Below are 23,925 nucleotides of genomic sequence, written 5' to 3'. Positions count from 1 at the left end.
TATGACACCGGTTCAGCTCGATCAGCGCACCGCCCGGCTGATTGTTCAGCGGGCGATGCAAATCCTCAGTTACTCCGTGAATGTGATGAACGCACAGGGCGTGATTATCGCTTCCGGTGACCCGCAGCGGGTCAATCAGCGTCACGAGGGCGCGGTGCTGGCGCTGACAGAAAACCGGATTGTGGAAATTGATGAAGCCACCGCTGCCACGCTGAAAGGCGTGAAACCGGGCATTAATCTGCCGGTGATTTTCCGCGATACCATGGTGGGTGTGGTCGGGATTTCCGGCAAACCGGATGAAGTGCGCAACTACGCCGAACTGGTGCGCATGGCGGCGGAGTTGGTGCTGGAGCAGGCCGATCTGCTGGAGAAATCCCAGTGGGATCGCCGTTACCGTGATGAGCTGGTCAGCCAGCTGATAAGCCCGGAGCAGCAGCCGCAGTCAGTAAAATCCATCGCCGCCTATCTCGGGATCTCCCCCGATAAACCCCGTATTGCCCTGATCCTCGCACTGCCAGCGCCTGATCACGAGCAGTTTCACCGTCTGGTGGACTATATTGATAATCTGAAAATGGATCTGCTGGTCAGTATCCGGGGAATAAATTCCCTGGTGGTACTGAAACCGGTGGCCTGTGATGCGGATTTTCAGCCGCTCTCTCCGGTGCAGAAGTAGTTACAGGCACTGCGCCGCCAGCTGCCGGGATCTGCTGATGTATGTCGGCGGTTTTTTTCACGGACACAATGGCCTGCACCGCTCCTGGCAGAGTGCCTGCGCTGTGCAGCAACTGGGGCAGACCCCGGCGTACAGCCGCCAGAAAACCATTTTTTATGATGAAGTCAAATTACCCGCGCTGTTACAGGGATTTCAGGATAGCTGGCAGGCCGCTGAACTGGCTTCTGTCTGGCAGAAACTGAAAGCGGCGGACAGCCGCCGTGTGTTGTGTCATACCCTGAAGACCTATTTTGATCAGAATTGTGATCTGTCTCAAACCACAAAAACGCTGCATATTCACACAAATACCCTCCGTTACCGCCTTCAGCGTGTTGAATCGATTACTGGCTTAAATATCAATAGATTAGAATCAATGATTCAGCTTTATTTCGGTATTCTGACTGATCTGTGATTTGTACGTTTGTACAAAATACGCGGTTTCAGCCCGTTCTTTTTTGTCGGAACCTCTCAAGCTTAAGCTGATGGCTGCCGCCATAATGCATCCTGTTCTGTCCGAATAATCATAACTACAGCAGGAGTCTGCACATGGTGACTGTTTCAGCTTTGGGCGCAATGGTTGCGCTGGTCGTGGCGATAGGGTTAATACTGAAAAAAGTACCGCCGGTATACGGGATGATGGCGGGGGCACTGGCCGGAGGATTGGTCGGCGGCGCGGATCTGGTGCAGACGGTGACACTGATGGTGACCGGTGCCCAGGGGATCACTAACGCGGTGCTGCGTATTCTGGCGGCGGGTGTGCTGGCGGGGGTACTGATTGAGTCCGGTGCGGCAAATACTATTGCGGAAACCATTGTCCGCAAAGTGGGTGAGAAGCGGGCGCTGCTGGCGCTGGCGGTAGCCACTCTGTTACTGACAGCCGTCGGTGTGTTTATCGACGTGGCGGTTATTACGGTTTCACCGATTGCACTGGCGATTGCGCACCGCGCGGATCTGTCCAAAATGGCGATTCTGCTGGCGATGATCGGCGGCGGTAAAGCGGGTAACGTGATGTCACCGAACCCGAACACCATTGCGGCGGCAGATAACTTTAACGTGCCGCTGACATCACTGATGGCGGCGGGGATTATCCCGGGTATTTTCGGGCTGATCGTGGCATATTTTCTGGCGAAACGTCTGGTTCACCGTGGTTCAAAAGTGACACAGGAAGAGCTGATTGCGGCTCACCATGACGGCAGATTGCCGGGATTTTGGGCAGCGATGAGTGCACCGCTGGTAGCTATTTTTCTGCTGTCACTGCGTCCGATCGCCGGTATCAGCATTGACCCGCTGATCGCGCTGCCGGTCGGCGGCCTGGCCGGTGCGCTGATTATGGGGCGTATCCGTCAGTCCAACCACTTTATTACCTCCGGGCTGAGCCGGATGGCACCGGTGGCGATTATGCTGCTGGGGACCGGAACCCTGGCGGGGATTATCGCCAACTCCGGCCTGAAGGATGTGTTAATTAACGGCCTGACGGCGTCCGGTCTGCCATCCTATCTGCTGGCACCGATTTCCGGGGCACTGATGTCAATGGCAACCGCGTCCACCACAGCAGGTACGGCGGTGGCGTCTGCGGTATTCAGCTCCACGCTGCTTGATCTGGGTGTGAGTGCGCTGGCCGGGGCGGCGATGATCCACGCCGGTGCGGTGGTGCTCGACCAGATGCCGCACGGCAGCTTCTTCCATGCGACCGGCGGCAGTGTCAATATGCAGGTTCATGAGCGTCTGAAATTACTGCCTTACGAAACCATGGTGGGTCTGGTGATCGCTATTGTCTCCACACTGATTTTCGGTGTCTTCGGGTTTGGCGGGTAAAAGGAATTAAGTATGAAAATAGTGATTGCTCCGGATTCATTTAAAGAGAGTCTGACCGCCCTTCAGGTCGCCGATGCGGTGGAAGCGGGTTTCAGAACCGTTTTCCCGGATGCGCAGTACATCAAGTTGCCGATGGCGGACGGTGGCGAGGGCACAGTGGTCTCCATTATTGAAGCCACACAGGGAACACTGAAAGAAACCGAAGTTACGGCCCCGCTGGGGAATAAAGTGACCGGGTTTTACGGGCTGTCCGGTGACGGTAAAACGGCCATTATTGAGATGGCCGCAGCTTCCGGGTTACATCTGGTACCTCCTGCACAGCGGGATCCGCGTGTGACCACCACCTTCGGCACCGGGGAACTTATCCTGGCAGCACTGGATGACGGCGCGGAGAAAATAATCCTCGGCATCGGCGGCAGTGCCACCAATGACGGTGGTGCCGGGATGATGCAGGCGCTGGGGGTGGTATTCCGCGATGAACAGGGGAATTCACTGCCGTTCGGCGGCAGTGCGCTGGCAAAACTGGCTTCCGCGGATCTATCCGGGCTGGATCCGCGTCTGGCGAAAACAGAGTTTGTGGTGGCCTGTGATGTGAATAATCCGCTGTGCGGGCCGAAAGGAGCATCCGCCACCTTCGGGCCGCAGAAAGGCGCGACACCGGCGATTGTCAGCGAACTGGATGCGGCGCTGCGTCACTACGGGGAGGTGATTGAATCCCTGACCGGTAAATCACTGAGTGATGTCGCGGGGGCCGGAGCAGCCGGCGGCATGGGCGTTCCTTTGATGGCATGGCTTGATGCGCGGATGCAGCCGGGAATTGAGATGGTGATCGAAACACTGGATCTGAACTCGGTGGTGAAAGATGCCGACCTGGTGATCACCGGGGAAGGACGGATGGACAGCCAGACGATTCAGGGAAAAACCCCGGCGGGTGTGGCGAAAGCTGCAAAAGCACGGGGAATTCCGGTGATTGCGCTGGCAGGCGGGATGAGTGACGACTATGCCGTCGTGCATGAGCACGGTATTGATGCCGTGTTCTCCGTGATCCCGCGGATTTGCTCTCTGGATGAGGCACTGGCACAGGCGGCGGTTAATATTGAAGTGGCTGCCCGCAATATCGCTGCTGTACTGGCGATGAAAATAGGATAAATCAGTAATATTCGTAGCGGGATTCCGGCGTGATCCCGCTGCTTTGAATGGCGGCGGAGCCTTCCAGCTGAATGGCCTTGATCATGGTTTGTAATTCACAGTTTCCGTACAGATCCCATTTATAGCAGGTGTAGGCGAAACCAGCCGGTTATTCTGATAGCGGTAGCGGGTTTCTGATTGCCGGGATTGGTTATCCGGTATTGTTTTATAGGATTCTGTCAGGCTGACGATCCGGTTTTTCCGGCACGATCTGCGTGGTTTGCGTAATCGTAATCGGCACCTGACCTTCTTCTATCGCCATTTCCCGGTATTCATAATCATATTGTGTCAGATTGCTGCACGGACCGAAGTGCAGTTTTTCTTTCACCCACAGGATAAGCCCCATCGGGTGGTAAGACGTGATAGTGATTGATTTTACCGGCCCGTAATATTTCGCGCCGGTAATAATAAATGTATTTTGCCGGTTAATATCCTGTGCCGCATCATCACAGCGGCCGGGGGGCGGCCGCAGCGGTCAGCGGCAGCGTAAAAGTGAGCAGGAGCATGCCCGTTAGTTTATTCATGTCGCGGACCATTCCATCAGTCATAGTGAACAGAAAACCCGGATCAGGATAAATCAATCAGTAAACTGAATCAGATAACGGGTTAATACTTCGCCGGATGAATCTAATAATAAAGAGAGATAATTGCTATCGGAATAGTGGGGAAAACTATTTTTCCGGCGGTGAATTTCCGCATTAAGTTATCCTTAACGAATCATTAACCAGTTTATAACACTGTTTTTTGCCGAAAAAACACCCGATTGCAACCGGATATTATCCTGTTAATGATGCAATAATCTCCTTTTCTGATTTGCTTTTCAGAATAAAAATCCTGTTTAATGAACTGAAAATAAAGAATTAATTAATGTAATACGACTCATTATAACGGAATTCCGAAAATACCGCACATGCTGACCGTCCGGTCACTGCAAAGCTAACCGATGGGGATGTTCTGATGAAAAAAACAATGAAAATGGCAATCATTGCCGGAGCTGTATCCTGTGCATTAAGTGCAGCGGCGTACGCTGAAGATATTAAAGTTGCGGTGGTGGGCGCAATGTCCGGACCGGTCGCACAATACGGTGACATGGAGTTTACCGGCGCCCGTCAGGCGGTTGAGGATATCAACGCCAAAGGCGGGATTAACGGCAATAAACTGGTGATCACTGAATACGATGATGCCTGTGACCCGAAACAGGCGGTGGCGGTCGCCAACAAAGTGATTAATGACGGCATGCGCTATGTGATCGGGCACCTCTGCTCCTCCTCCACACAACCTGCGTCAGATATTTATGAGGATGAAGGGATCCTGATGATCACCCCGGCGGCAACCAATGCGGATTTAACCACGCGCGGTTACAACCTGATCATGCGTACCACCGGCCTGGATTCTGACCAGGGCCCGACCGCAGCAAAATATATCCTCGAAAAAGTGAAACCGCAGCGCATTGCCGTGGTGCATGACAAACAGCAGTACGGTGAAGGCCTGGCGCGTTCCGTGAAAGACAATCTGAACAAAGCCGGAGTGAAAGAAGTGCTGTTTGAAGGGGTGACGGCGGGTGATAAAGATTTCTCCGCGCTGGTGGCGCGCCTGAAGAAAGATAATGTCGATTTTGTCTATTTCGGCGGCTACTACCCGGAAATGGGACAGATTTTACGCCAGGCAAAACAGGCGGGGCTGAATATCCGCTTTATGGGACCGGAAGGCGTGGGTAACTCCTCACTCTCCAACATTGCCGGTGACGCATCCGAAGGCATGCTGGTGACGCTGCCGAAACGCTATGACCAGGTTCCTGCCAACAAACCGGTGGTGGATGCCCTGGCGGCGAAGAAACTGGATTCCACCGGGCCGTTCGTCTGGACAACCTATGCGGCATTACAGTCCCTGACTACCGCGATGCAGCGCAGCGGCAGCATGGAACCAGCGGATCTGGCCGCTGATCTGAAAGGCAAACCGGTTGACACCGTAATGGGCGAACTGAGCTGGACACCAAACGGGGATCTGAAAGGTTTCGAGTTCGGCGTATTTGAATGGCACAAAGACGGAACCTCATCACCGCTGAACTGATCCGCAGCGGTGACTGATGCGGGCAGTGTGTTTCAGGGGAGTGCGCTATGTCAGAACAATTATTATATTTTACGCAGCAATTGCTGAACGGATTAACGCTGGGAAGCACCTATGCCCTGATCGCCATCGGTTACACCATGGTGTACGGCATTATCGGTATGATTAACTTTGCCCACGGCGAAGTGTATATGATCGGCAGTTACGTCTCGTTTATTGTGATTGCCGGGCTGATGATGCTGGGGATTGATGTCGGCTGGTTGTTAATTACCGCTGCATTTATTACAGCGATAATTATTGCCAGTGCCTATGGCTGGAGTATCGAACGGGTCGCTTACCGGCCCGTCCGTCACTCAAAACGACTGATTGCCCTGATTTCGGCGATCGGGATGTCCATTTTTCTGCAAAACTTTGTCAGTCTTTCCCAGGGCTCCCGCGATCTCGCGCTGCCCGGGCTGATTAACGGCCGCTGGACCTTCGGGGAGAGCGGCGGTTTCTCGGCCACGGTTTCTGCCATGCAGATCACTATCTGGGTGGTGACGGTGCTGGCAATGCTGGCGCTGACCCTCTTTATCCGTTACTCACGGATGGGACGCGCCTGCCGTGCCTGTGCGGAAGATCTGAAAATGGCCGGTTTACTCGGGATCAACACCGATCGCGTGATTGCACTGACCTTTGTGATCGGTGCGGCGATGGCGGCGGTGGCCGGGGTGCTGCTGGGGCAGTTTTACGGCGTGATCAACCCGTACATCGGCTTTATGGCCGGGATGAAAGCCTTTACCGCAGCGGTTCTCGGCGGGATCGGCAGTATTCCGGGGGCGATGATCGGCGGGGTGATCCTCGGCGTATCAGAAGCCATGACCTCCGCCTATTTCAGTACGGAATATAAAGATGTGGTTTCATTCGGCTTGCTTATCCTTGTGTTACTGGTGATGCCGACCGGGATCCTCGGGCGTCCGGAGGTTGAAAAGGTATGACTAAATCTCACTGGATCAACGCCATTGTCGCCACCGCAACGCTGTTTGTGCTGGCCTCCGTGATGATGGGGCTGCAATTGTCCCTCGATGGCACCCGTCTGATTGTCCGCAACGCCGATGCTGTCCGCTGGGAGTGGATCGGTACCGGCTGTGTGATTGTCTTTATTTTTCAGCTGGTGCGCCCGTCACTGAAAAAACTGACGGCGCGTCTGCCGAAAAGCAGCTGCTCATTGCCGGGTTTTGACGGTTCCACCAATACGCAGAAAATTATTGCCGGGCTGATTATTCTCGCTGCCATTATCTGGCCGTTTATGGTGTCACGCGGCAGTGTGGATATCGCCACCTTAACCCTTATCTATGTGATGCTCGGCCTCGGGCTGAATGTGGTGGTCGGGCTGTCCGGCCTTCTGGTGCTGGGCTACGCCGGATTCTACGCCATCGGTGCCTACACTTACGGGCTGATGAACCACTATTTCGGCTGGGGGTTCTGGCAGAGTCTGCCGCTGGCCGGTATTGCCGCGGCGCTGTCCGGGCTGCTGCTCGGCTTCCCGGTGCTGCGGTTGCGCGGGGATTACCTGGCGATTGTGACACTCGGCTTCGGGGAAATTGTCCGTATTCTGCTGCTGAATAATACGGAGTTTACCGGCGGGCCGAACGGCATCAGTCAGATCCCGAAACCGACCCTGTTCGGGCTGGAGTTCAGCCGGACCGCCAAAGAGGGCGGCTGGGATACGTTCCATAATTTCTTCGGCCTGGCGTATGATCCGGGCGATCGTATTATTTTCCTGTATTTGGTCGCATTGCTGCTGGTACTGGCAACACTGTTTATTATCAGCCGGTTACTGAGGATGCCGCTGGGCCGGGCGTGGGAAGCACTGCGTGAGGATGAAATCGCCTGCCGTTCGCTGGGGCTCAGCCCGACACGTATTAAACTGACGGCATTCACTATCAGTGCGGCCTTTGCCGGGGTGGCGGGAACCTTATTTGCCGCCCGTCAGGGCTTTATCAGCCCGGAATCCTTTACCTTCACAGAATCGGCCTTTGTGCTGGCCGTGGTGGTACTGGGCGGTATGGGCTCACAAACCTCTGTCATTCTGGCCGCCGTTATCCTGGTGGTTTCCCGGGAAATGATGCGCGATCTGAATGCTTACAGCATGCTGTTGCTCGGGGCGCTGATGGTGCTGATGATGGTCTGGCGGCCGCAGGGATTACTCCCGGTATCGCGCCCGCACCTGAAAGTCAGCACAACGGATGCGGAAAAAACCGGAGGTGCGCAATGACCGATACCTTATTGCAGGTCTCCGGCCTGACCATGCGTTTCGGCGGGTTGCTGGCGGTGAACAATGTGTCGCTGGAACTGAACCGGGGCGAAATCGTCTCTCTGATCGGCCCCAACGGCGCGGGAAAAACCACGATCTTTAACTGCCTGACCGGCTTCTACAAACCGGCGGACGGGCAGATCCTGCTGCGCGGAAAACCGGTACAGGGATTATCCGGACAGGCGATTGCCCGTCTCGGCATGATCCGCACCTTCCAGCATGTACGTTTATTCCGGGAAATGACGGTGATTGAAAACCTGCTGGTGGCACAGCATCAGCATCATAAAAGCGGATTACTCGCCGGGCTGCTGACGCTGCCTTCATTCCGCCGTGATCAGCGCGAAGCCACGGAACGCGCAGTGATGTGGCTGGACAGAATCGGGCTGACGTCACTGGCAAACCGGCAGGCAGGTAACCTGGCGTATGGTCAGCAGCGGCGGCTGGAAATCGCCCGCTGTATGGTGACCCGGCCGGATATTCTGATGCTGGATGAACCGGCGGCCGGGCTGAACCCGAAAGAAACGGACGATCTGGATGCACTGATCGCGGAACTGCGGGCGGAGCACGGCGTGTCTGTCCTGCTGATCGAACATGATATGAAACTGGTGATGGGAATTTCAGACCGGATCTATGTGGTGAACCAGGGAACGCCGCTGGCAAGCGGCACCCCGGCGGCGATCCGCAACCACCCGGACGTGATCCGCGCGTATTTGGGGGAGGCATACTGATGCTGGAATTTAATAATGTCTCCGCGCAGTACGGCAAAATTCAGGCGCTGCATGAAGTCAGCCTGTCGGTGCGTAAAGGGGAAATAGTCACCCTGATCGGCGCGAACGGTGCGGGGAAAACCACGCTGCTCAGCACGCTGTGCGGGGAGCCGCGGGCGACCACCGGCGAGATCCGCTACCTCGGGGAGAATATCACGGCACTGCCGACGGCGCAGATCATGCGCAAAGACATTGCACTGGTGCCGGAAGGGCGGCGGGTGTTCGGGCGGATGACGGTGGAAGAGAATCTGGCCATGGGCGGATTTTTTGCATCCAAAACGCAGTATCAGGCACGGATTGCTCAGGTATATGAGCTTTTCCCGAGGCTTCAGGAGCGCCGCCATCAGCGGGCGGGTACCATGTCCGGCGGTGAGCAGCAGATGCTGGCTATCGGCCGTGCGCTGATGAGCAGTCCTCAGTTGTTACTGCTGGATGAACCGTCCCTCGGGCTGGCGCCGATTATCATCATGCAGATTTTCGATACCATCCGTGAACTGCGTGATGCGGGTATGACTATCTTCCTGGTCGAACAGAATGCCAACCAGGCGCTGAAACTGGCAGACAGAGGTTATGTGCTTGAAAACGGGCGGGTCGTACTGGAGGATACCGGTCAGGCACTGTTGGTGAATGAAGCGGTCAGGAGTGCCTATCTGGGCGGCTGATCGGATGACGGTTTTCCGGAAAAAATCTGACGGAATTTGTCCTCATTTTCTGTCAGATTTCTGACCCACGGGCAGGCTTCCGGCTCACCGTTTTCACAGGAGGCTTTCATCAGTGCCACACCTTTTTCGTAATCCTGCGCCACGCCGTGTCCCCGGAGATACATCATCGCGAGGTAAAACTGAGCGGAGCCGTGTGACTGTGCTGCCGCTCTCTCATAAAAACTCCGGGCAATGGCGCAATCACCGCGTTCACAACCTTTTCCGCGATAATACATCACCCCCGGCTGATAAAGCGCATCCGGCTGATTCTGTGATGCGGCTTTCTCGAACCAGACTCTGGCTTCCTGTAATGCTGTCACGGACTGATCGCTGAGCAGGATCAGTTTTCCCGGCTCATTCTGGGCATAAGGATTGTTCTGCTCTGCCGCCTTCCGGTACCAGTATTTGGCCTGCACAATATCCTGTTTTGCGCGGAAGGTATCGGCCAGCGTTATCTGAGCAGTAATATTGCCGCTCAGTGCTCTGGCTTCGATCTGCTGTATTGCTGCCTGTTTTGCCTGAAGCGGGGCGGCGGCAAACAGTACAGCAAACAGGAGTCCTGCGGTTATAGCGGTTTTTATTACACATCCTGTTATTGATTTTCCTGCGGATATTACGCCCTGAACGTGATCAGTGTAAGGGGCGGATAAGTCCGGGTAAATCAGTCCGGGACTACGTATTTATGGGCGGATGCTCTCTGATGGTGCACTGCAATGGTGCAGGGCGGTATTTTCCGCAACGGAAACCGGCGGATCCGGCGGGCAGCAAAAGCGGAATGATTATTGCAACAATGATAACTGACAGCCGGGGCTTTCCCGTTTGCAGCGATAAGAGGCACTGATGACTGAATATAATTTTGTAATAAAAACGGATGATTTATCCTCACCACAAACCGGCGCACTGATTGCTCTGCATTTACAGGGGATGGCACAGAATACGCCGCAGGAGCACGTTTACGCGCTCGGTAAAAACGGCCTGCGGGCGGATAACATCCGTGTCTGGAGTGTATGGGCCGGTGACCGTATCGCAGCGGTCGGGGCGCTGAAACAAATTTCCGCCGCACAGGGCGAAATAAAATCAATGCGGGCTCACCCGGATTTTCGCGGCAAAGGAGCGGGTAAACTGCTGTTACTGCATATTATTGCACAGGCAAAACAGAGCGGCATGACGTGCCTGAGCCTGGAGACCGGCTGCCATCCGGATTTTGAACCGGCACTGGCACTGTACCGGCGCTGCGGTTTTCAGGCCGGATCGGCGTTTGGTGATTATCAGACCGGTGAACATAATCAGTTTTTCCATCTGGATCTTTGATAACAGGGCGGGTTTACGGAAACCCGCATTTTTATACTTTTTTTATACCTTTCCCGCCGAATTTTGCGACATCTTTGCACCCGCTTTTCTAGACTCAATGATGAATACCTCACACATGTAAGGACAAGTTATGAGTCTGGCTCTTATTGCAGGCATCGCCGGTACATTACTGCTGCTGGCATACCTCCTTTATGCCCTGATTAATGCGGAGAAATTCTGATGGCCGCGAATGCCTTTTTACTTATCGCCGGGTTTCTGATTGTTTTGCTGATTGCGGCAAAACTGCTCAGTAACCTGCTGGTCTGCTTTATTGACGGTACACCGCTGCCGGTTCTGCGCCGTGTGGAAGGTGTGCTGTGGCGCTTTGCGGGGATTGGCCGCGACGAGATGCGCTGGCAGGAATATCTGACAGCACTGCTGCTGTTTAATGCGCTGGGACTGATTTTCCTGACGGCGATCCTGATGCTGCAGGCGGATTTACCGCTCAATCCGCGTCACTTCCCGGGGATGTCATGGGATCTGGCGCTGAACACGGCGGTCAGTTTTGTCACTAATACCAACTGGCAGTCTTACAGCGGAGAATCCGCAGTCAGCTATTTCAGTCAGATGGCCGGACTGACAGTACAGAACTTCCTGTCTGCCGCCACCGGTATTGCTGTGGCGTTTGCCCTGATCCGCGCTCTGTGCCGCCGTTCTGTGCAGACACTCGGCAATGCGTGGGCGGATCTGACCCGCATCACGCTGTGGCTGCTGCTGCCGCTCTCCGTGATTATTGCGCTGTTCTTTATTTCGCAGGGCGTGATTCAGAACTTCCATGACTACCAGACCATTATCACCCCGGAAGGCGTGCAGCAGGTGCTGCCGATGGGGCCTGTGGCCTCCCAGGAAGCGATTAAACTGCTCGGTACCAACGGCGGCGGCTTCTTCGGTGCCAACTCAGCGCATCCGTTTGAAAACCCGACCGCACTGACCAACTTTGTGCAGATGCTGGCGATTTTCCTGATCCCGGCGGCACTCTGTTTTGCATTCGGGCGCTGTGCCGGTAACCCGGGCCAGGGCCGTGCACTGCTGGCCGCGATGACCATTGTCTTTGTTGCCGCCGCTGTGGCGGTGATGTGGAGCGAAACTCACGGTAATCCGGCTTTTGCGGGGATGGGGATCGACAGCACCTTCAATATGGAAGGGAAAGAGAGCCGCTTCGGTATCCTTGCCACCGGGCTGTTTGTGGCCGTGACCACCGCCGCCTCCTGTGGTGCGGTAAACAGTATGCATGACTCCCTGACTCCGCTGGGCGGTCTTGTGCCGCTGTGGCTGATGCAGATCGGTGAAGTGATCTTCGGCGGTGTGGGTGCCGGTTTCTACGGAATGATGCTGTTTGTTTTCCTCGCCGTTTTTATCGCCGGACTGATGATTGGCCGTACGCCGGAATACCTCAGCAAAAAAATCGAGGTGCGGGAGATGAAACTGACCGCGTTGGCGATTCTGGTCACCCCGGCGCTGGTTCTCGGCGGCACGGCGCTGGCTATGATGACGGAGGCCGGACGCGGCGCGATGCTCAATCCGGGCGCTCACGGCTTCAGTGAAGTGCTGTATGCCCTCTCATCCGCTTCAAACAATAACGGCAGTGCCTTTGCCGGGCTGAGTACCAACACCCCGTTCTGGAACCTGCTGCTGGCATTCTGCATGCTCGCGGGCCGCTTCGTGGTGATTGCGCTGGTGATGATGCTGGCAGGCTCGCTGGTCAGCAAAACCATCCGGACCGCCGGGGCAGGCACACTGCCGACAACCGGGCCGCTGTTTACCGGGCTGCTGATCGCCGCAATATTGCTGATCGGCGCACTGACCTTTGTTCCTGCACTGGCACTGGGGCCGGTGGCGGAATTTCTTGATTTACTTAAGTGATTGACGGGAGAACACCATGAGTCGTCAGACACAGCGATTATTTGAACCCGCACTGGTGCGCCGCGCACTGCCGGATGCATTCCGCAAGCTCTCGCCGGTGGTGCAGTGGCAGAACCCGGTGATGTTTATTGTCTGGTGCGGCAGCCTGCTGACCACACTGCTGGCCGCCGGGATGTTCAGCGGATTTATCAGCGGTAACGGCGGATTTACCCTCACCGTCGCCCTGTGGCTGTGGTTTACCGTGCTGTTTGCCAACTTCGCCGAAGCGCTGGCGGAAGGGCGCAGCAAAGCGCAGGCCGACAGCCTGAAAGGAATGAAAAAAACCAGCCGCGCACGGCGTCTGCATGCGGCACAGCGCGACAGCGGTTTTGATATGGTCTCCGCTGATACCCTGCGCAAAGGGGATTTGGTACTGGTGGAAGCAGGGGATCTGATCCCGTGTGACGGTACCGTGCTGGAAGGCGGTGCATCTGTGGATGAGAGCGCCATTACCGGTGAATCCGCGCCGGTGATCCGCGAATCCGGCGGCGATTTTGCTTCTGTTACCGGCGGTACCCGGATTCTGTCCGACTGGCTGATTATTGAGTGCAGTGCCAACCCGGGTGACAGCTTCCTTGACCGCATGATCAGCATGGTCGAAGGTGCGAAACGCAGCAAAACGCCGAATGAGATTGCCCTGACCATCCTGCTGGCCGCACTGAGTATTGTGTTCCTGCTGGCGGTGGCGACACTCTGGCCGTTTACCGCCTATACCGGCCATCCGGTCACTCTGACAGTGATGATTGCCCTGCTGGTCTGTCTGATCCCGACTACCATCAGCGGCCTGCTTTCAGCTATTGGTGTGGCAGGGATGAGCCGTATGCTGGCCGCCAATGTCATCGCCACCAGCGGCCGTGCCGTGGAAGCTGCCGGGGATGTGGACGTGCTGTTGCTGGACAAAACCGGCACCATCACACTGGGTAACCGCCAGGCCTCTGCTTTCCTGGCTGCATCCGGTGTGGATGAAAGAACGCTGGCAGATGCAGCTCAGTTGTCATCACTGGCGGATGAAACCCCGGAAGGACGCAGTATCGTGGTGCTGGCAAAACAGCGTTTCAGCCTGCGGGCGCGTGATCTGGAAAGCCTGAATGCGACTTTTATCCCGTTTACCGCCCAGACCCGCATGAGCGGCATCAATGTGGACGGGCGCACTATCCGTAAAGGTTCCGTCGATGCTATCCGCCGCTATATTGAGGCTAACCACGGTCATTTTCCGGCACAGGTCGACAAACTGGTGGAAGAGGTTGCACGCAGCGGCGGAACCCCGCTGGTAGTGGCCGAAGAGCATCGCGTGCTCGGGGTGATCGCCCTGAAAGATATCGTAAAAGGCGGGATCCGCGAACGCTTTGCACAACTGCGCCAGATGGGGATCAAAACCGTGATGATCACGGGGGATAACCGGCTGACCGCCGCTGCCATTGCCGCCGAGGCCGGTGTGGATGATTTCCTGGCGGAAGCCACCCCGGAAGCCAAACTGGCGCTGATCCGTCAGTATCAGAAAGAAGGGCGGTTGGTGGCAATGACCGGCGACGGCACCAATGATGCGCCGGCACTGGCACAGGCGGATGTCGCGGTGGCGATGAACTCGGGCACCCAGGCGGCGAAAGAGGCGGGGAATATGGTCGATCTGGACTCCAACCCGACCAAGCTGATTGAGGTGGTGCATATCGGTAAACAGATGCTGATGACACGCGGCTCGCTGACCACGTTCAGTATCTCCAATGATATCGCCAAGTATTTTGCCATTATCCCGGCGGCGTTTGCGGTGACCTATCCGCAGCTGGATGCACTCAATATCATGCGTCTGCACTCGCCGGATTCCGCCATGTTAAGTGCGGTTATCTTCAACGCCCTGATTATTGTCTTTCTGATCCCGCTGGCGCTGAAAGGGGTGCCGTACCATGCCCTGAGCGCCGCACAGATGTTACGCCGTAATCTGTGGATCTACGGACTGGGTGGCCTGGTTGTGCCGTTTATCGGTATAAAATTGATAGATATGTTACTGACCCTGACAGGGTTAGTATAAGGATAAACAATGAGTCAGATACGTCCCGCAATCATAATATTTCTGGTTCTGGCACTGGTAACAGGGGTATTTTATCCTCTGCTGACCACCTCGCTCGGGGAGTGGTGGTTTGCCCGCCAGGCCAACGGCTCACTGATTGAAGTGAATAACGAAGTCAAAGGCTCGGCGCTGATCGGCCAGCAGTTCACACAGCCCGGTTATTTTCACGGACGCCCGTCAGAAACAGCAGAGCATCCGTATAACGCCCTGAGTTCCGGCGGCAGCAACCTGAGCACCGGCAACCCGGAACTGTTACAGCGGGTGGCGCAGCGGGCAGAAACATTAAGGGCGGAAAACCCGGATGCTTCCCGCCCGGTGCCGGTTGACCTGGTGACCGCCTCTGCCAGCGGGCTGGATCCGGATATCTCTCCGGATGCCGCTTACTGGCAGGCCGCGCGGGTGGCCAAAGCGCGTAATATGACACAGGCGGAGGTGGAGAAACTGATCCGCGAACATATCACCACTCCGGTGCCTGCGTTTACCGGTGTGCCGGTCGTGAATGTGCTGGCACTGAATCTGGCGCTGGATGCACATGCGGCGGACAAAACCAGCCTGAACTAACGGAAGGACAGCATTATGTATGATGAGCCACTGCGTCCCGATCCTGACCAGTTACTGGCACAGGTCACAGAGCGCCCGCGCGGGAAACTGAAGATTTTCTTCGGTGCCTGTGCGGGTGTCGGGAAAACCTACGCCATGCTGAAAGAGGCGCAGCGGCTGCGTGAGCAGGGCATTGATGTGCTGGCCGGGGTGGTGGAAACCCACGGCCGCAGTGAAACCGCTGCCTTGCTGGAAGGGCTGCGCATCCTGCCGCTGAAAAAGCATAACTACCGGGGGCGGCAGGTGGCGGGGTTTGATCTCGACCGCGCGCTGGCGATCCATCCGGCGGTGATCCTGATGGACGAACTGGCGCACACCAACATCCCCGGCGCCCGCCACCCGAAACGCTGGCAGGATGTGGAAGAGCTGCTCAATGCCGGGATCGATGTCCTCACCACCATCAATGTGCAGCACCTGGAAAGCCTGAACGACATTGTCGGCGGCGTGACTGGTGTTCGTGTGCGCGAAACCGTACCGGACCCGGTGTTTGATGCCGCCGATGAAATCGTACTGGTGGATTTAACGCCGGACGACCTGCTCGACAGACTGCGTGAGGGAAAAGTGTATCTCCCTGCTCAGGCGGAGCGGGCGATCGAGCACTTTTTCCGCAAAGGCAATCTGCTGGCACTGCGTGAACTGGCGCTGCGGCGGACCACTGACCGTGTCGATGAACAAATGCGTGCCTGGCGGGAGCGGAAAGGTCAGGAGAAAGTCTGGCACACCCGGGATGCGATTCTGGTCTGTCTGCGTCCGGACGGCGGCAATGAAAAACTGGTGCGTGCCGCAGCCCGGCTGGCGGCACGGCTCGGCAGTGACTGGCATGCCATTTTTGTCGAAACCCCCGCACGGCATAAGCTGCCGTCACCGCAGCGGCGTACTATCCTCACCACCCTGTCGCTGGCGCAGCAACTGGGAGCCACCACGGCAACGCTGGCGGAGCCGGAAGAGGGCCGCGCGGTGATCCGCTATGCGCGTGAAAATAACCTCGGCAAAATTATGATTGTCCGCCATGAGCGGACATCCTGGTGGCGGCGCGACAAATTACAGGAACAGCTCAGCCGTAGTGCCGCTGATCTGGATGTGGTGATGATCGCCCCGCAGGACCGGCAGCCGGAAAACCGTGAGAAATTCAGCGACAACCGGCCGTTCCTGGATAAACACAAAACCGATTTACAGGGTTGTGTTGTCGCGGCACTGATTTGCGCCGTCACTACCCTTATGGCGCATCACTGGCTGATGGCCTTTGATAACGCCAACCTGGTAATGCTCTATATCCTGGGCGTGGTGGTGGTGGCGCGGTTTTACGGGCGCTGGCCTTCTGTGTTTGCCACCATTATTAACGTTATCAGCTTTGATATCTTTCTTATCAACCCGAAAGGCACGCTGGCCGTTTCGGATATGCAGTATCTGCTCACCTTCGCGGTGATGATGACCGTCGGGCTGGTGATCGGCAGCCTGACTGCCGGTGTCCGCTATCAGGCCAGGGTGGCACGTTACCGCGAGCAGCGCACCTGGCATCTGTATGAAATGTCGAAAGCGCTGGCGGTGGCGCGGGAATCTGATGATATTGCCTCTGTCAGTTGCCACTTTATCAGCCACAGCCTGCATGCCCGCTGCGAAATGCTGCTGCCGGATGAGCAGGGTAACTTGATCCCGGCAGGGGGCGGGGTGGCGGATAACGGCCGTGACGATGCCATCATCCGCTGGAGTTATGACAAAGGCCAGCCCGCCGGGTTCGGCACCGGTACTCTGCCCGGTGTGCCGTATCAGATCCTGCCGGTCTGCACGACAGAGAAAGTGTACGGCGTGGTGATTGTGGAGCCGTATAACCGCCGTCAGCTGCTGATCCCCGAACAGCAGCGGCTGCTGGAAACCCTGATCCTGCTGGCAGCGGGGGCGCTGGAACGCCGCACGCTGACAGAACGCGAGGCGCAGTCGCGGCTGGTCAGTGAACGCGAGCAGGTGCGCAACTCGCTGCTGGCGGCGCTGTCCCATGATCTGCGCACGCCGCTGACTGTACTGTTTGGTCAGGCGGAGATCCTGACGCTGGATCTGACCAGCGAAGGTTCACCGTATGCCGCGCAGGCCAATGAGATCCGCCAGCATATCCTCAGCACCACGCGGCTGGTCAATAACCTGCTGGATATGGCGCGGATCCAGTCCGGCGGCTTTAATCTCAATAAAGAGTGGCTGCCGCTGGAAGAGGTGATCGGCAGTGCCCTGCAAATGCTGAAACCGCGTTTTGATACGGATTCGGTGCAGATTGACCTCAATGACCCGATGCAGCTGATTTGTGCGGACGGCCCGCTGTTTGAACGGGTGTTGATCAATCTGCTGGAAAACGCGATAAAATATGCCGGGCCGCAGGCGCAGATTGGCATCCGCTCGCGGTTGTCGGACAATATGATTGATATTGAAGTGTGGGATAACGGCCCGGGCATCCCGGCCGGACAGGAAGCACAGATATTTGAGAAATTTTCGCGCGGCCAGAAAGAATCCGCCATTCCGGGGATCGGCCTCGGGCTGGCTATCTGCCGGGCGATTGCGGAAGTGCACGGCGGCACTATTTTAGCCGGAAACCGTGACGGGGGTGGCGCAAGCTTCCATATCCGTCTACCCTGTGAAGACCCGCCCGTGATTGATGAAGATGATAACCCGTTGTGACCACTGTACTGATTATTGAAGATGAAAAAGGGATCCGCCGCCTTCTGCGCACTGCGCTGGAAGGGGATTCTGTGCGTGTGTTTGAAGCGGAAGACCTGGCACGCGGGCTGGTGGAAGCGGCGACCCGCAAACCGGATCTGGTGATCCTTGATCTGGGTCTGCCGGACGGTGACGGCATCACCTTTGTGCAGGAATTCCGTCAGTGGAGTTCCGTGCCGGTGCTGGTGCTTTCCGCCCGTGACAGTGAGCATGACAAAATTGCCGCCCTGGATGCCGGGGCGGATGACTATATGACCAAACCCTTTGGTGTCGGGGAGTTACAGGCGCGGCTGCGGGTGCTGATGCGCCGCTATCCCGGCAGCGAAAAAAATGATCCTGTTTATGAATTCGGGGATATCTGTGTGGATATTGCCGGGCGTCAGGTCAGGAAAGGCGGGGAGGAAGTGCATCTCACACCGATTGAATTCCGCCTGCTGACCATTCTTATCGGCCACAGCGGCAAAGTACTGACTCAGCGGCAACTGCTCAATGAAGTGTGGGGGCCGAACGCCGTCGAACACGCCCACTACCTGCGTATTTACATGGGACATCTGCGCCAGAAACTGGAAACGGATCCGGCCCGTCCTCAGCATTTCATCACTGAAACCGGTATCGGTTACCGGTTTGTATCCGTTCCCTGAATACCTCTCCGGCCTTTTTTTTACCTCCGTCACTGTTATAGGAAAACTGTTCTGTTTTCCGGCAGTTTTTATCGTTTACATCAAAAAATTGTTATTTTGTGCGCTTTATAGTGAAACCAGGTGATACAGACCCACGGATTTTTAAGTACCTAAAAGGAGTTAGTTATGGATTTTGCTATCCAGCTTGTCGTGGTATTGATCTGTCTGTTTTACGGGGCGCGTAAAGGCGGGATTGCCCTGGGTTTACTGGGCGGGATTGGCCTGGTGCTGCTGGTTTTTGTCTTCCACTTAAAGCCCGGAAAGCCGCCGGTGGATGTAATGCTGGTGATTATTGCGGTCGTGGCGGCATCGGCTACCTTGCAGGCATCCGGAGGACTGGATGTGATGCTGCAGATAGCAGAGCGTCTTTTGCGGCGTAACCCGAAATATGTCTCTATTGTGGCGCCGTTTGTGACCTGTCTGCTGACTATTCTGTGCGGTACCGGGCACGTCGTCTATACCATCTTACCTATCATCTATGATGTCGCGATTAAAAATAATATCCGCCCGGAAAGGCCGATGGCGGCCAGTACAATAGGCTCCCAGATGGGGATAATCGCCAGCCCGGTGTCGGTTGCGGTGGTCTCCCTGGTCGCCATGCTGGGGGATGTGACCATCAACGGCAAACATCTGAGCTTTGTTGACCTGCTGGCGATCACCATTCCATCCACCCTGATCGGGATACTGTGCATCGGTATCTTCAGCTGGTATCGCGGTAAAGACCTGGATAAGGATCCGGAATTTCAGTCATTTATCGCAAAACCGGAGAACCGGAAATACGTCTACGGCGATACCGCCACCCTGCTCAATAAAAAATTACCGGCCAGTAACTGGCTGGCAATGTGGATCTTTCTGGCCTCTATCGCGGTCGTTGCATCACTGGGGGCATTTTCGTGGCTGCGGCCGGTTTTTGACGGCAAGCCGCTGTCGATGGTTTTGGTGATTCAGATCTTTATGCTGCTGGCAGGGGCATTAATTATTATCTTTACCGATACCAAACCGGCATCTATTTCGAAGAATGAAGTATTCCGCTCGGGGATGATCGCGATTGTGGCGGTTTACGGTATCGCGTGGATGGCGGAAACCATGTTCGGTGCTCACCTTGAGCAGATTGAGGGTGTGCTGGGATCGCTGGTCAAAGAGTATCCGTGGGCTTACGCAGTGGTGCTGCTGCTGGTGTCCAAGTTTGTCAACTCGCAGGCGGCGGCTCTGGCGGCAGTGGTTCCGCTCGCGCTGATGATCGGGGTCAATCCGGCTTATATTGTGGCATCCGCACCGGCCTGTTACGGCTACTATATTCTGCCGACCTACCCGAGTGACCTGGCGGCTATCCAGTTCGACCGCTCAGGTACCACCAAAATCGGGCGCTTTGTGATTAACCACAGCTTTATTGCGCCGGGACTGATCGGTGTCGGGGTTTCCTGTGTGTGCGGCTGGTTCTTTTCCGCCATGTACGGTTTTCTCTGACAGCCATCCGGAACAGTGATAACGGGCAGTCATGCCCGTTATCTGCCCGTTAATCATCAGGATACAGAGGACGGCGTTCCGGCAAGCTGAAAGACACCGACCATCTCATTGAGTGTACCGGCCTGCTCATTCAGGGAGGAGGCTGCGGCAACAGACTGTTCCACCAGGGTGGCATTCTGCTGGGTGGCGGAATCAATCAGCCCGATAGCACTGTTGATCTGAGTGATCCCGTCAGTCTGTTCATGACTGGCGTGGCCTATCTCATGCAGTAAATCATCCATCTGGCTGACGTTACTGACAATACCGCGCAGTGATTCAGCGGCTTCCTCCACCAGTTGCAGCCCCTCGCGGGTCTGACCGGCAGAGTTTTCAATCAGGGTGCGGATCTCACCGGCTGAATCGGCACTGCGCTGTGCCAGCAGGCGGACTTCACCGGCCACCACCGCAAAACCGCGTCCGTGCTCACCGGCTCTGGCGGCTTCCACAGCGGCATTCAGCGCCAGAATATTGGTCTGGAACGCAATAGAATCAATCAGATTGATAATATCTGACATCCGGGTGGCCGTCGTGTTGATCATACGGATTTTATCCGTCACCTGCTCCATCATTTCGCCGTTGTGTTTCACCACCCCGGCGGTATCCGCCGACAGTGCGGTTGCCTTAAGGGTATTGGCGGCGGTATTTTTCACTGTCGCGGTGATCTGCTCCATTGAGGCGGCAGTTTCCTCCACTGACGCGGCCTGTTCTTCCGTGCGGGCGGCCAGGTTCTGGTTACCGGCAACAATCTGCTCTGCGGTGGCAGACAGGCTGACTGCGCCGTTTTTCACCTCAGTCACGATATCCTGCAAATGAACCTGCATTTCAGCCAGGGCATTAAGCAGCACCCCGGTTTCATCATGATGCGTGACATTGACCTGCTGTGTCAGATCCCCCTGTGCAATGGCGCGGGCAAGCGTGACGGCTTTGTCCAGCGGACGGGTGATACTGACCACAATAATCCGCGCCAGTACGGCACTGACGATGGCACTGATGATGGTCAGAGTGATCAGCAGGAGGCGGTTGGTTTTGAAATTACTTTCCACCTGATTTCCCGCCTCTTTCATATGCGCATCCTGAATGGCGATTAACTGCATCACATTGTCGCGGTAAGCGCGCTGAATACCGGCTGTGGTATTCACCATCTCATTGATTGCAGAGGCTTCATCTCCGTTTTGTGAAAACTGAACCATACGGCGCTGTGAGGTGAGGTACTGCTGGCGGACTGAGCGGATCTCTTTCAGGATGTTCTGAGATGCCTCATCCTTCAGCGTCTCATTAAATTCATCCAGAATCAGGGTGATTTTTTTACTGGTTTCAGAAGCACCGGCGGCCAGCTGACGAATCTGAGGATTTTTATCATCCAGCAGCAGGAGTTGCTGAATGCCGACAAAATCATGAAAATAATCAATCAGTAAGTTTGCTTTTACCGTGATCGGATAATCCTCGTCCAGGATATCGCGGATGCCGTCATTGGCGTTATTCAGGCTGACAACCGACAGTGTGGCGCTGATGACCATCAGCAGAATGGAAAAGCCAAAAGCCACGAAGAGTTTCGTACTGATTTTAATGCTGCGCAGAAGCATCATTCCTCCGGATACTCAGTAAATGACTGGTTATCGGAAACTATAGAGAAAACTTTATCAATTAATTAAATTAATTTATAAGCACATGACAATAACAGCAGAGATAACAACGGGTTGGTTTGGTTATTTTTCTTCGGGAGTGATCTTTCCGGGGGATTATTTCAGTGCTTAAGACCTTTATTTTATACTTTGTTGATGTTTTGTGCTGAGTTTTTATGTCAGTACGGCGCAAAAAATGAGGTAAAAACGCGCGGATTTCTTATTTTTTCCTGTCAGAAATCACGGGATATTTTGCTGAAAAATAAGAATTATTTTCTTTTTTATCCCGGAAGGGAGAATAAACGTGTTTTTTTCCCGGAAAATGAGATGGATTTTATGCTGCCGATTTACAGGTTGATTTTATAATCAGATTATAATGTACTGTATAGTACATTTTTGATATTAACCAGAGAGGCCTGCATGGAAAAGAATAAAAAAATCATTCGCGGCGGCACAATCATCACAATGGATGATGCCACCGGCGATATTATCAACGGCGCGATACTGATCGAGGGCAACCGGATCAGCGCAATCAGTGCGGATATACAGGCATTTGATCACCACACCGATGCGCAGGTGATTGATGCACAAGGGGCGATTGTCACTCCGGGCATGATCGATGCGCACCGCCATAACTGGATGGCACTGTTCCGTGGTGTTTCGGCGGAAGAGTCGTTACCGGCATTTCTTATCAATACCTTCCATGCATTCGGCGCAATGATGACGGCAGACAATATGTATGCGGCGGTTCTGAACGGTAATATCAGCGCTCTGAATGCCGGTACGACAACGGTTTATGAGGTGAATGACTGTGTTAACTCACCGGAACATGCCGCTAATGCTGTTGCTGCTATGAAGGACAGCGGCATCCGTGGTGTCTACGGTTATGGTATGCAGGTGTATGATTTTAAACCCGCCGGTTTTGCTTCCATGGATGCACGGCGTGATTGTGCCCGTGAGATCTCTGAAACCCTGTTCCGCGACCAGGATCGGCTGACAGCCGGGATGCTGATTTCCGATCCCGGTACGGTGCCGTTTGCTGAATCGGCAAAACAGATCCGTCTGGCGGATGGTCTCGGCCTGAAACACGCCTCACACACCGGGGCGGCCAAAACCTCGGTTCTGCTGCGTGGTTTGCGTGAACTGGACGACCACGGTTTACTGCTGCCGGGACATATCCACGCCCACAGTAACGGGCTGACCGGCGAAGACTGGAAACTGATCGCCAAAAGCGGCGGCCATGTGGCGAGCACGCCGTCCAGCGAGTTACAGATGGGGATGGGGTTCCTGCCTTATCAGCCTTGTGCGGAGTATGGGATCCCGTTTGCACTCGGAACGGATTTCACCGGTGTGACAACAGATGATCTGTTCACTCAGATGAATATGGCACTGCAGATTGAACGTGCACTGGCGAATGAAAAAGTACATCAGCGCGATACTATGCCGTTTGAAATTACCCCGACTGTCCGCGAGGCTCTGCACTGGGCGACCCTCGGCGCAGCACAGGTGCTGGGCATGGAAAACGAGATCGGCTCGCTGGTGGCCGGGAAAAAAGCGGACATCATTATTATCCGCCACAGAGATGGTTTTGTGGCACCGGTGCACGCCGCAGGCAGTGTGGTGCAGATGACACATACCGGTGATATCGATACTGTGCTGGCCGACGGTGTGATCCGCAAACAAAACGGCATGCTGACCGGTTTTGATCTTCCGGAAGTGACCCGGTTATCCCGTAACGCTCTGGCTGAGCTGGAAACACGCATCCGCGACCGGAAAATCCTCAATGCACAGGAAGTGGAAGCGTTCTTCCGTCTGGCTGAGCGGATGGCCTCCTTCCACTTCGCACAGGCTTACAGTGATGAATTTTTTACTCAGGCGATGAATAAGGCCTGATGTGCAGTGCGCTGCGGCGGGCAGCGGTCTCTCTTAGTGATCCCGCCTTTTCGGGGAT

The 23,925-nt window shown here is 55.5% G+C and carries 19 protein-coding genes and 1 pseudogene; 17 read left to right on the top strand and 3 right to left on the bottom strand.

Annotated elements, in window-relative coordinates; all coding sequences use genetic code 11:
• The first annotated feature begins 1 nt into the window (after position 1).
• From HMPREF3119_RS20015 to HMPREF3119_RS10720, 3 genes and pseudogenes are all read left to right on the top strand, one after another.
• Positions 2-1,124 (top strand): annotated as a pseudogene (locus tag HMPREF3119_RS20015) (sugar diacid recognition domain-containing protein).
• Positions 1,125-1,258: 134 nt separating this feature from the next.
• Positions 1,259-2,527 (top strand): GntP family permease, encoded by a 1,269-nt coding sequence (locus tag HMPREF3119_RS10725; RefSeq protein WP_004236255.1) that lies wholly within the window; start codon positions 1,259-1,261, stop codon positions 2,525-2,527.
• A 12-nt stretch (positions 2,528-2,539) separates the two neighbouring features.
• Entirely contained in the window at positions 2,540-3,676 is a 1,137-nt protein-coding gene (locus tag HMPREF3119_RS10720) for a glycerate kinase (protein WP_004240568.1), read from the top strand.
• 205 nt (positions 3,677-3,881) lie between these two features.
• Here the strand turns inward: HMPREF3119_RS10720 and HMPREF3119_RS19400 are convergent, their stop codons facing one another.
• Positions 3,882-4,043, bottom strand: a complete 162-nt coding sequence (locus HMPREF3119_RS19400; protein ID WP_155275483.1) for a hypothetical protein — start codon at positions 4,041-4,043, stop codon at positions 3,882-3,884.
• 629 nt (positions 4,044-4,672) lie between these two features.
• On the opposite strand from HMPREF3119_RS19400, the gene HMPREF3119_RS10710 reads away from it, so the two are divergent.
• Genes HMPREF3119_RS10710 through livF form a run of 5 tightly spaced genes read left to right on the top strand, consistent with a single transcriptional unit; the run spans position 4,673 to position 9,507 of the window.
• Positions 4,673-5,785, top strand: a complete 1,113-nt coding sequence (locus HMPREF3119_RS10710; protein WP_004236258.1) for a branched-chain amino acid ABC transporter substrate-binding protein — start codon at positions 4,673-4,675, stop codon at positions 5,783-5,785.
• A gap of 47 nt (positions 5,786-5,832) precedes the next feature.
• Positions 5,833-6,759: a high-affinity branched-chain amino acid ABC transporter permease LivH gene (livH, locus tag HMPREF3119_RS10705; RefSeq protein WP_004236259.1), complete on the top strand. Its 927-nt coding sequence runs from the start codon at positions 5,833-5,835 to the stop codon at positions 6,757-6,759.
• The gene (locus HMPREF3119_RS10700) at positions 6,756-8,039 is read left to right on the top strand and encodes a high-affinity branched-chain amino acid ABC transporter permease LivM (protein WP_004236260.1); all 1,284 of its coding nucleotides are present in this window, start codon (positions 6,756-6,758) and stop codon (positions 8,037-8,039) included. The genes livH and HMPREF3119_RS10700 overlap by 4 nt, the downstream gene beginning before the upstream one ends.
• On the top strand, positions 8,036-8,806 hold the full coding sequence (gene livG, locus HMPREF3119_RS10695; protein WP_004240561.1) for a high-affinity branched-chain amino acid ABC transporter ATP-binding protein LivG: 771 nt from the start codon (positions 8,036-8,038) through the stop codon (positions 8,804-8,806). The genes HMPREF3119_RS10700 and livG overlap by 4 nt, the downstream gene beginning before the upstream one ends.
• On the top strand, positions 8,806-9,507 hold the full coding sequence (gene livF, locus HMPREF3119_RS10690; protein WP_036423974.1) for a high-affinity branched-chain amino acid ABC transporter ATP-binding protein LivF: 702 nt from the start codon (positions 8,806-8,808) through the stop codon (positions 9,505-9,507). Before livG ends, livF begins: the two co-directional genes overlap by 1 nt.
• Here the strand turns inward: livF and HMPREF3119_RS10685 are convergent.
• Positions 9,492-9,995: a tetratricopeptide repeat protein gene (locus HMPREF3119_RS10685; RefSeq protein WP_256389894.1), complete on the bottom strand. Its 504-nt coding sequence runs from the start codon at positions 9,993-9,995 to the stop codon at positions 9,492-9,494. The genes livF and HMPREF3119_RS10685 overlap by 16 nt on opposite strands.
• A 391-nt stretch (positions 9,996-10,386) precedes the next feature.
• On the opposite strand from HMPREF3119_RS10685, the gene HMPREF3119_RS10680 reads away from it, so the two are divergent.
• The 8 genes from HMPREF3119_RS10680 (at position 10,387) to HMPREF3119_RS10645 (ending at position 20,313) form a co-directional block, all read left to right on the top strand.
• Positions 10,387-10,857 (top strand): GNAT family N-acetyltransferase, encoded by a 471-nt coding sequence (locus HMPREF3119_RS10680; RefSeq protein ID WP_046024758.1) that lies wholly within the window; start codon positions 10,387-10,389, stop codon positions 10,855-10,857.
• Positions 10,858-10,987: 130 nt separating this feature from the next.
• The gene (gene kdpF, locus HMPREF3119_RS10675) at positions 10,988-11,077 is read left to right on the top strand and encodes a K(+)-transporting ATPase subunit F (protein WP_015422983.1); all 90 of its coding nucleotides are present in this window, start codon (positions 10,988-10,990) and stop codon (positions 11,075-11,077) included.
• Complete coding sequence (gene kdpA / locus HMPREF3119_RS10670) at positions 11,077-12,759, top strand: potassium-transporting ATPase subunit KdpA (RefSeq protein WP_070579673.1); 1,683 nt, start codon at positions 11,077-11,079, stop codon at positions 12,757-12,759. The genes kdpF and kdpA overlap by 1 nt, the downstream gene beginning before the upstream one ends.
• Before the next feature lie 16 nt (positions 12,760-12,775).
• On the top strand, positions 12,776-14,824 hold the full coding sequence (gene kdpB / locus HMPREF3119_RS10665; protein ID WP_032099064.1) for a potassium-transporting ATPase subunit KdpB: 2,049 nt from the start codon (positions 12,776-12,778) through the stop codon (positions 14,822-14,824).
• Between the two features lie 9 nt (positions 14,825-14,833).
• Positions 14,834-15,424: a potassium-transporting ATPase subunit KdpC gene (gene kdpC / locus HMPREF3119_RS10660; RefSeq protein WP_004236267.1), complete on the top strand. Its 591-nt coding sequence runs from the start codon at positions 14,834-14,836 to the stop codon at positions 15,422-15,424.
• A gap of 15 nt (positions 15,425-15,439) precedes the next feature.
• Complete coding sequence (gene kdpD, locus HMPREF3119_RS10655) at positions 15,440-18,127, top strand: two-component system sensor histidine kinase KdpD (RefSeq protein WP_036416544.1); 2,688 nt, start codon at positions 15,440-15,442, stop codon at positions 18,125-18,127.
• Positions 18,124-18,807, top strand: coding sequence for a two-component system response regulator KdpE (gene kdpE / locus HMPREF3119_RS10650; protein WP_024474493.1), 684 nt, complete (start codon positions 18,124-18,126; stop codon positions 18,805-18,807). Before kdpD ends, kdpE begins: the two co-directional genes overlap by 4 nt.
• A gap of 165 nt (positions 18,808-18,972) precedes the next feature.
• A complete protein-coding gene (locus tag HMPREF3119_RS10645) occupies positions 18,973-20,313 on the top strand; it encodes an anaerobic C4-dicarboxylate transporter (RefSeq protein WP_024474494.1) in 1,341 nt (446 codons plus the stop codon).
• Between the two features lie 56 nt (positions 20,314-20,369).
• Here HMPREF3119_RS10645 and HMPREF3119_RS10640 read toward each other — a convergent pair whose 3' ends face one another.
• On the bottom strand, positions 20,370-21,935 hold the full coding sequence (locus HMPREF3119_RS10640; RefSeq protein ID WP_070579670.1) for a methyl-accepting chemotaxis protein: 1,566 nt from the start codon (positions 21,933-21,935) through the stop codon (positions 20,370-20,372).
• A 459-nt stretch (positions 21,936-22,394) separates the two neighbouring features.
• On the opposite strand from HMPREF3119_RS10640, the gene HMPREF3119_RS10630 reads away from it, so the two are divergent.
• The gene (locus tag HMPREF3119_RS10630; RefSeq protein WP_004236276.1) at positions 22,395-23,867 is read left to right on the top strand and encodes an amidohydrolase family protein; all 1,473 of its coding nucleotides are present in this window, start codon (positions 22,395-22,397) and stop codon (positions 23,865-23,867) included.
• Positions 23,868-23,925 lie beyond the last annotated feature (58 nt).

Origin of the sequence: Morganella sp. HMSC11D09 (assembly GCF_001807955.1) — a bacterium.
Lineage (GTDB): Bacteria > Pseudomonadota > Gammaproteobacteria > Enterobacterales > Enterobacteriaceae > Morganella > Morganella morganii.
This window is presented reverse-complemented; position numbering and strand designations above follow the sequence as displayed.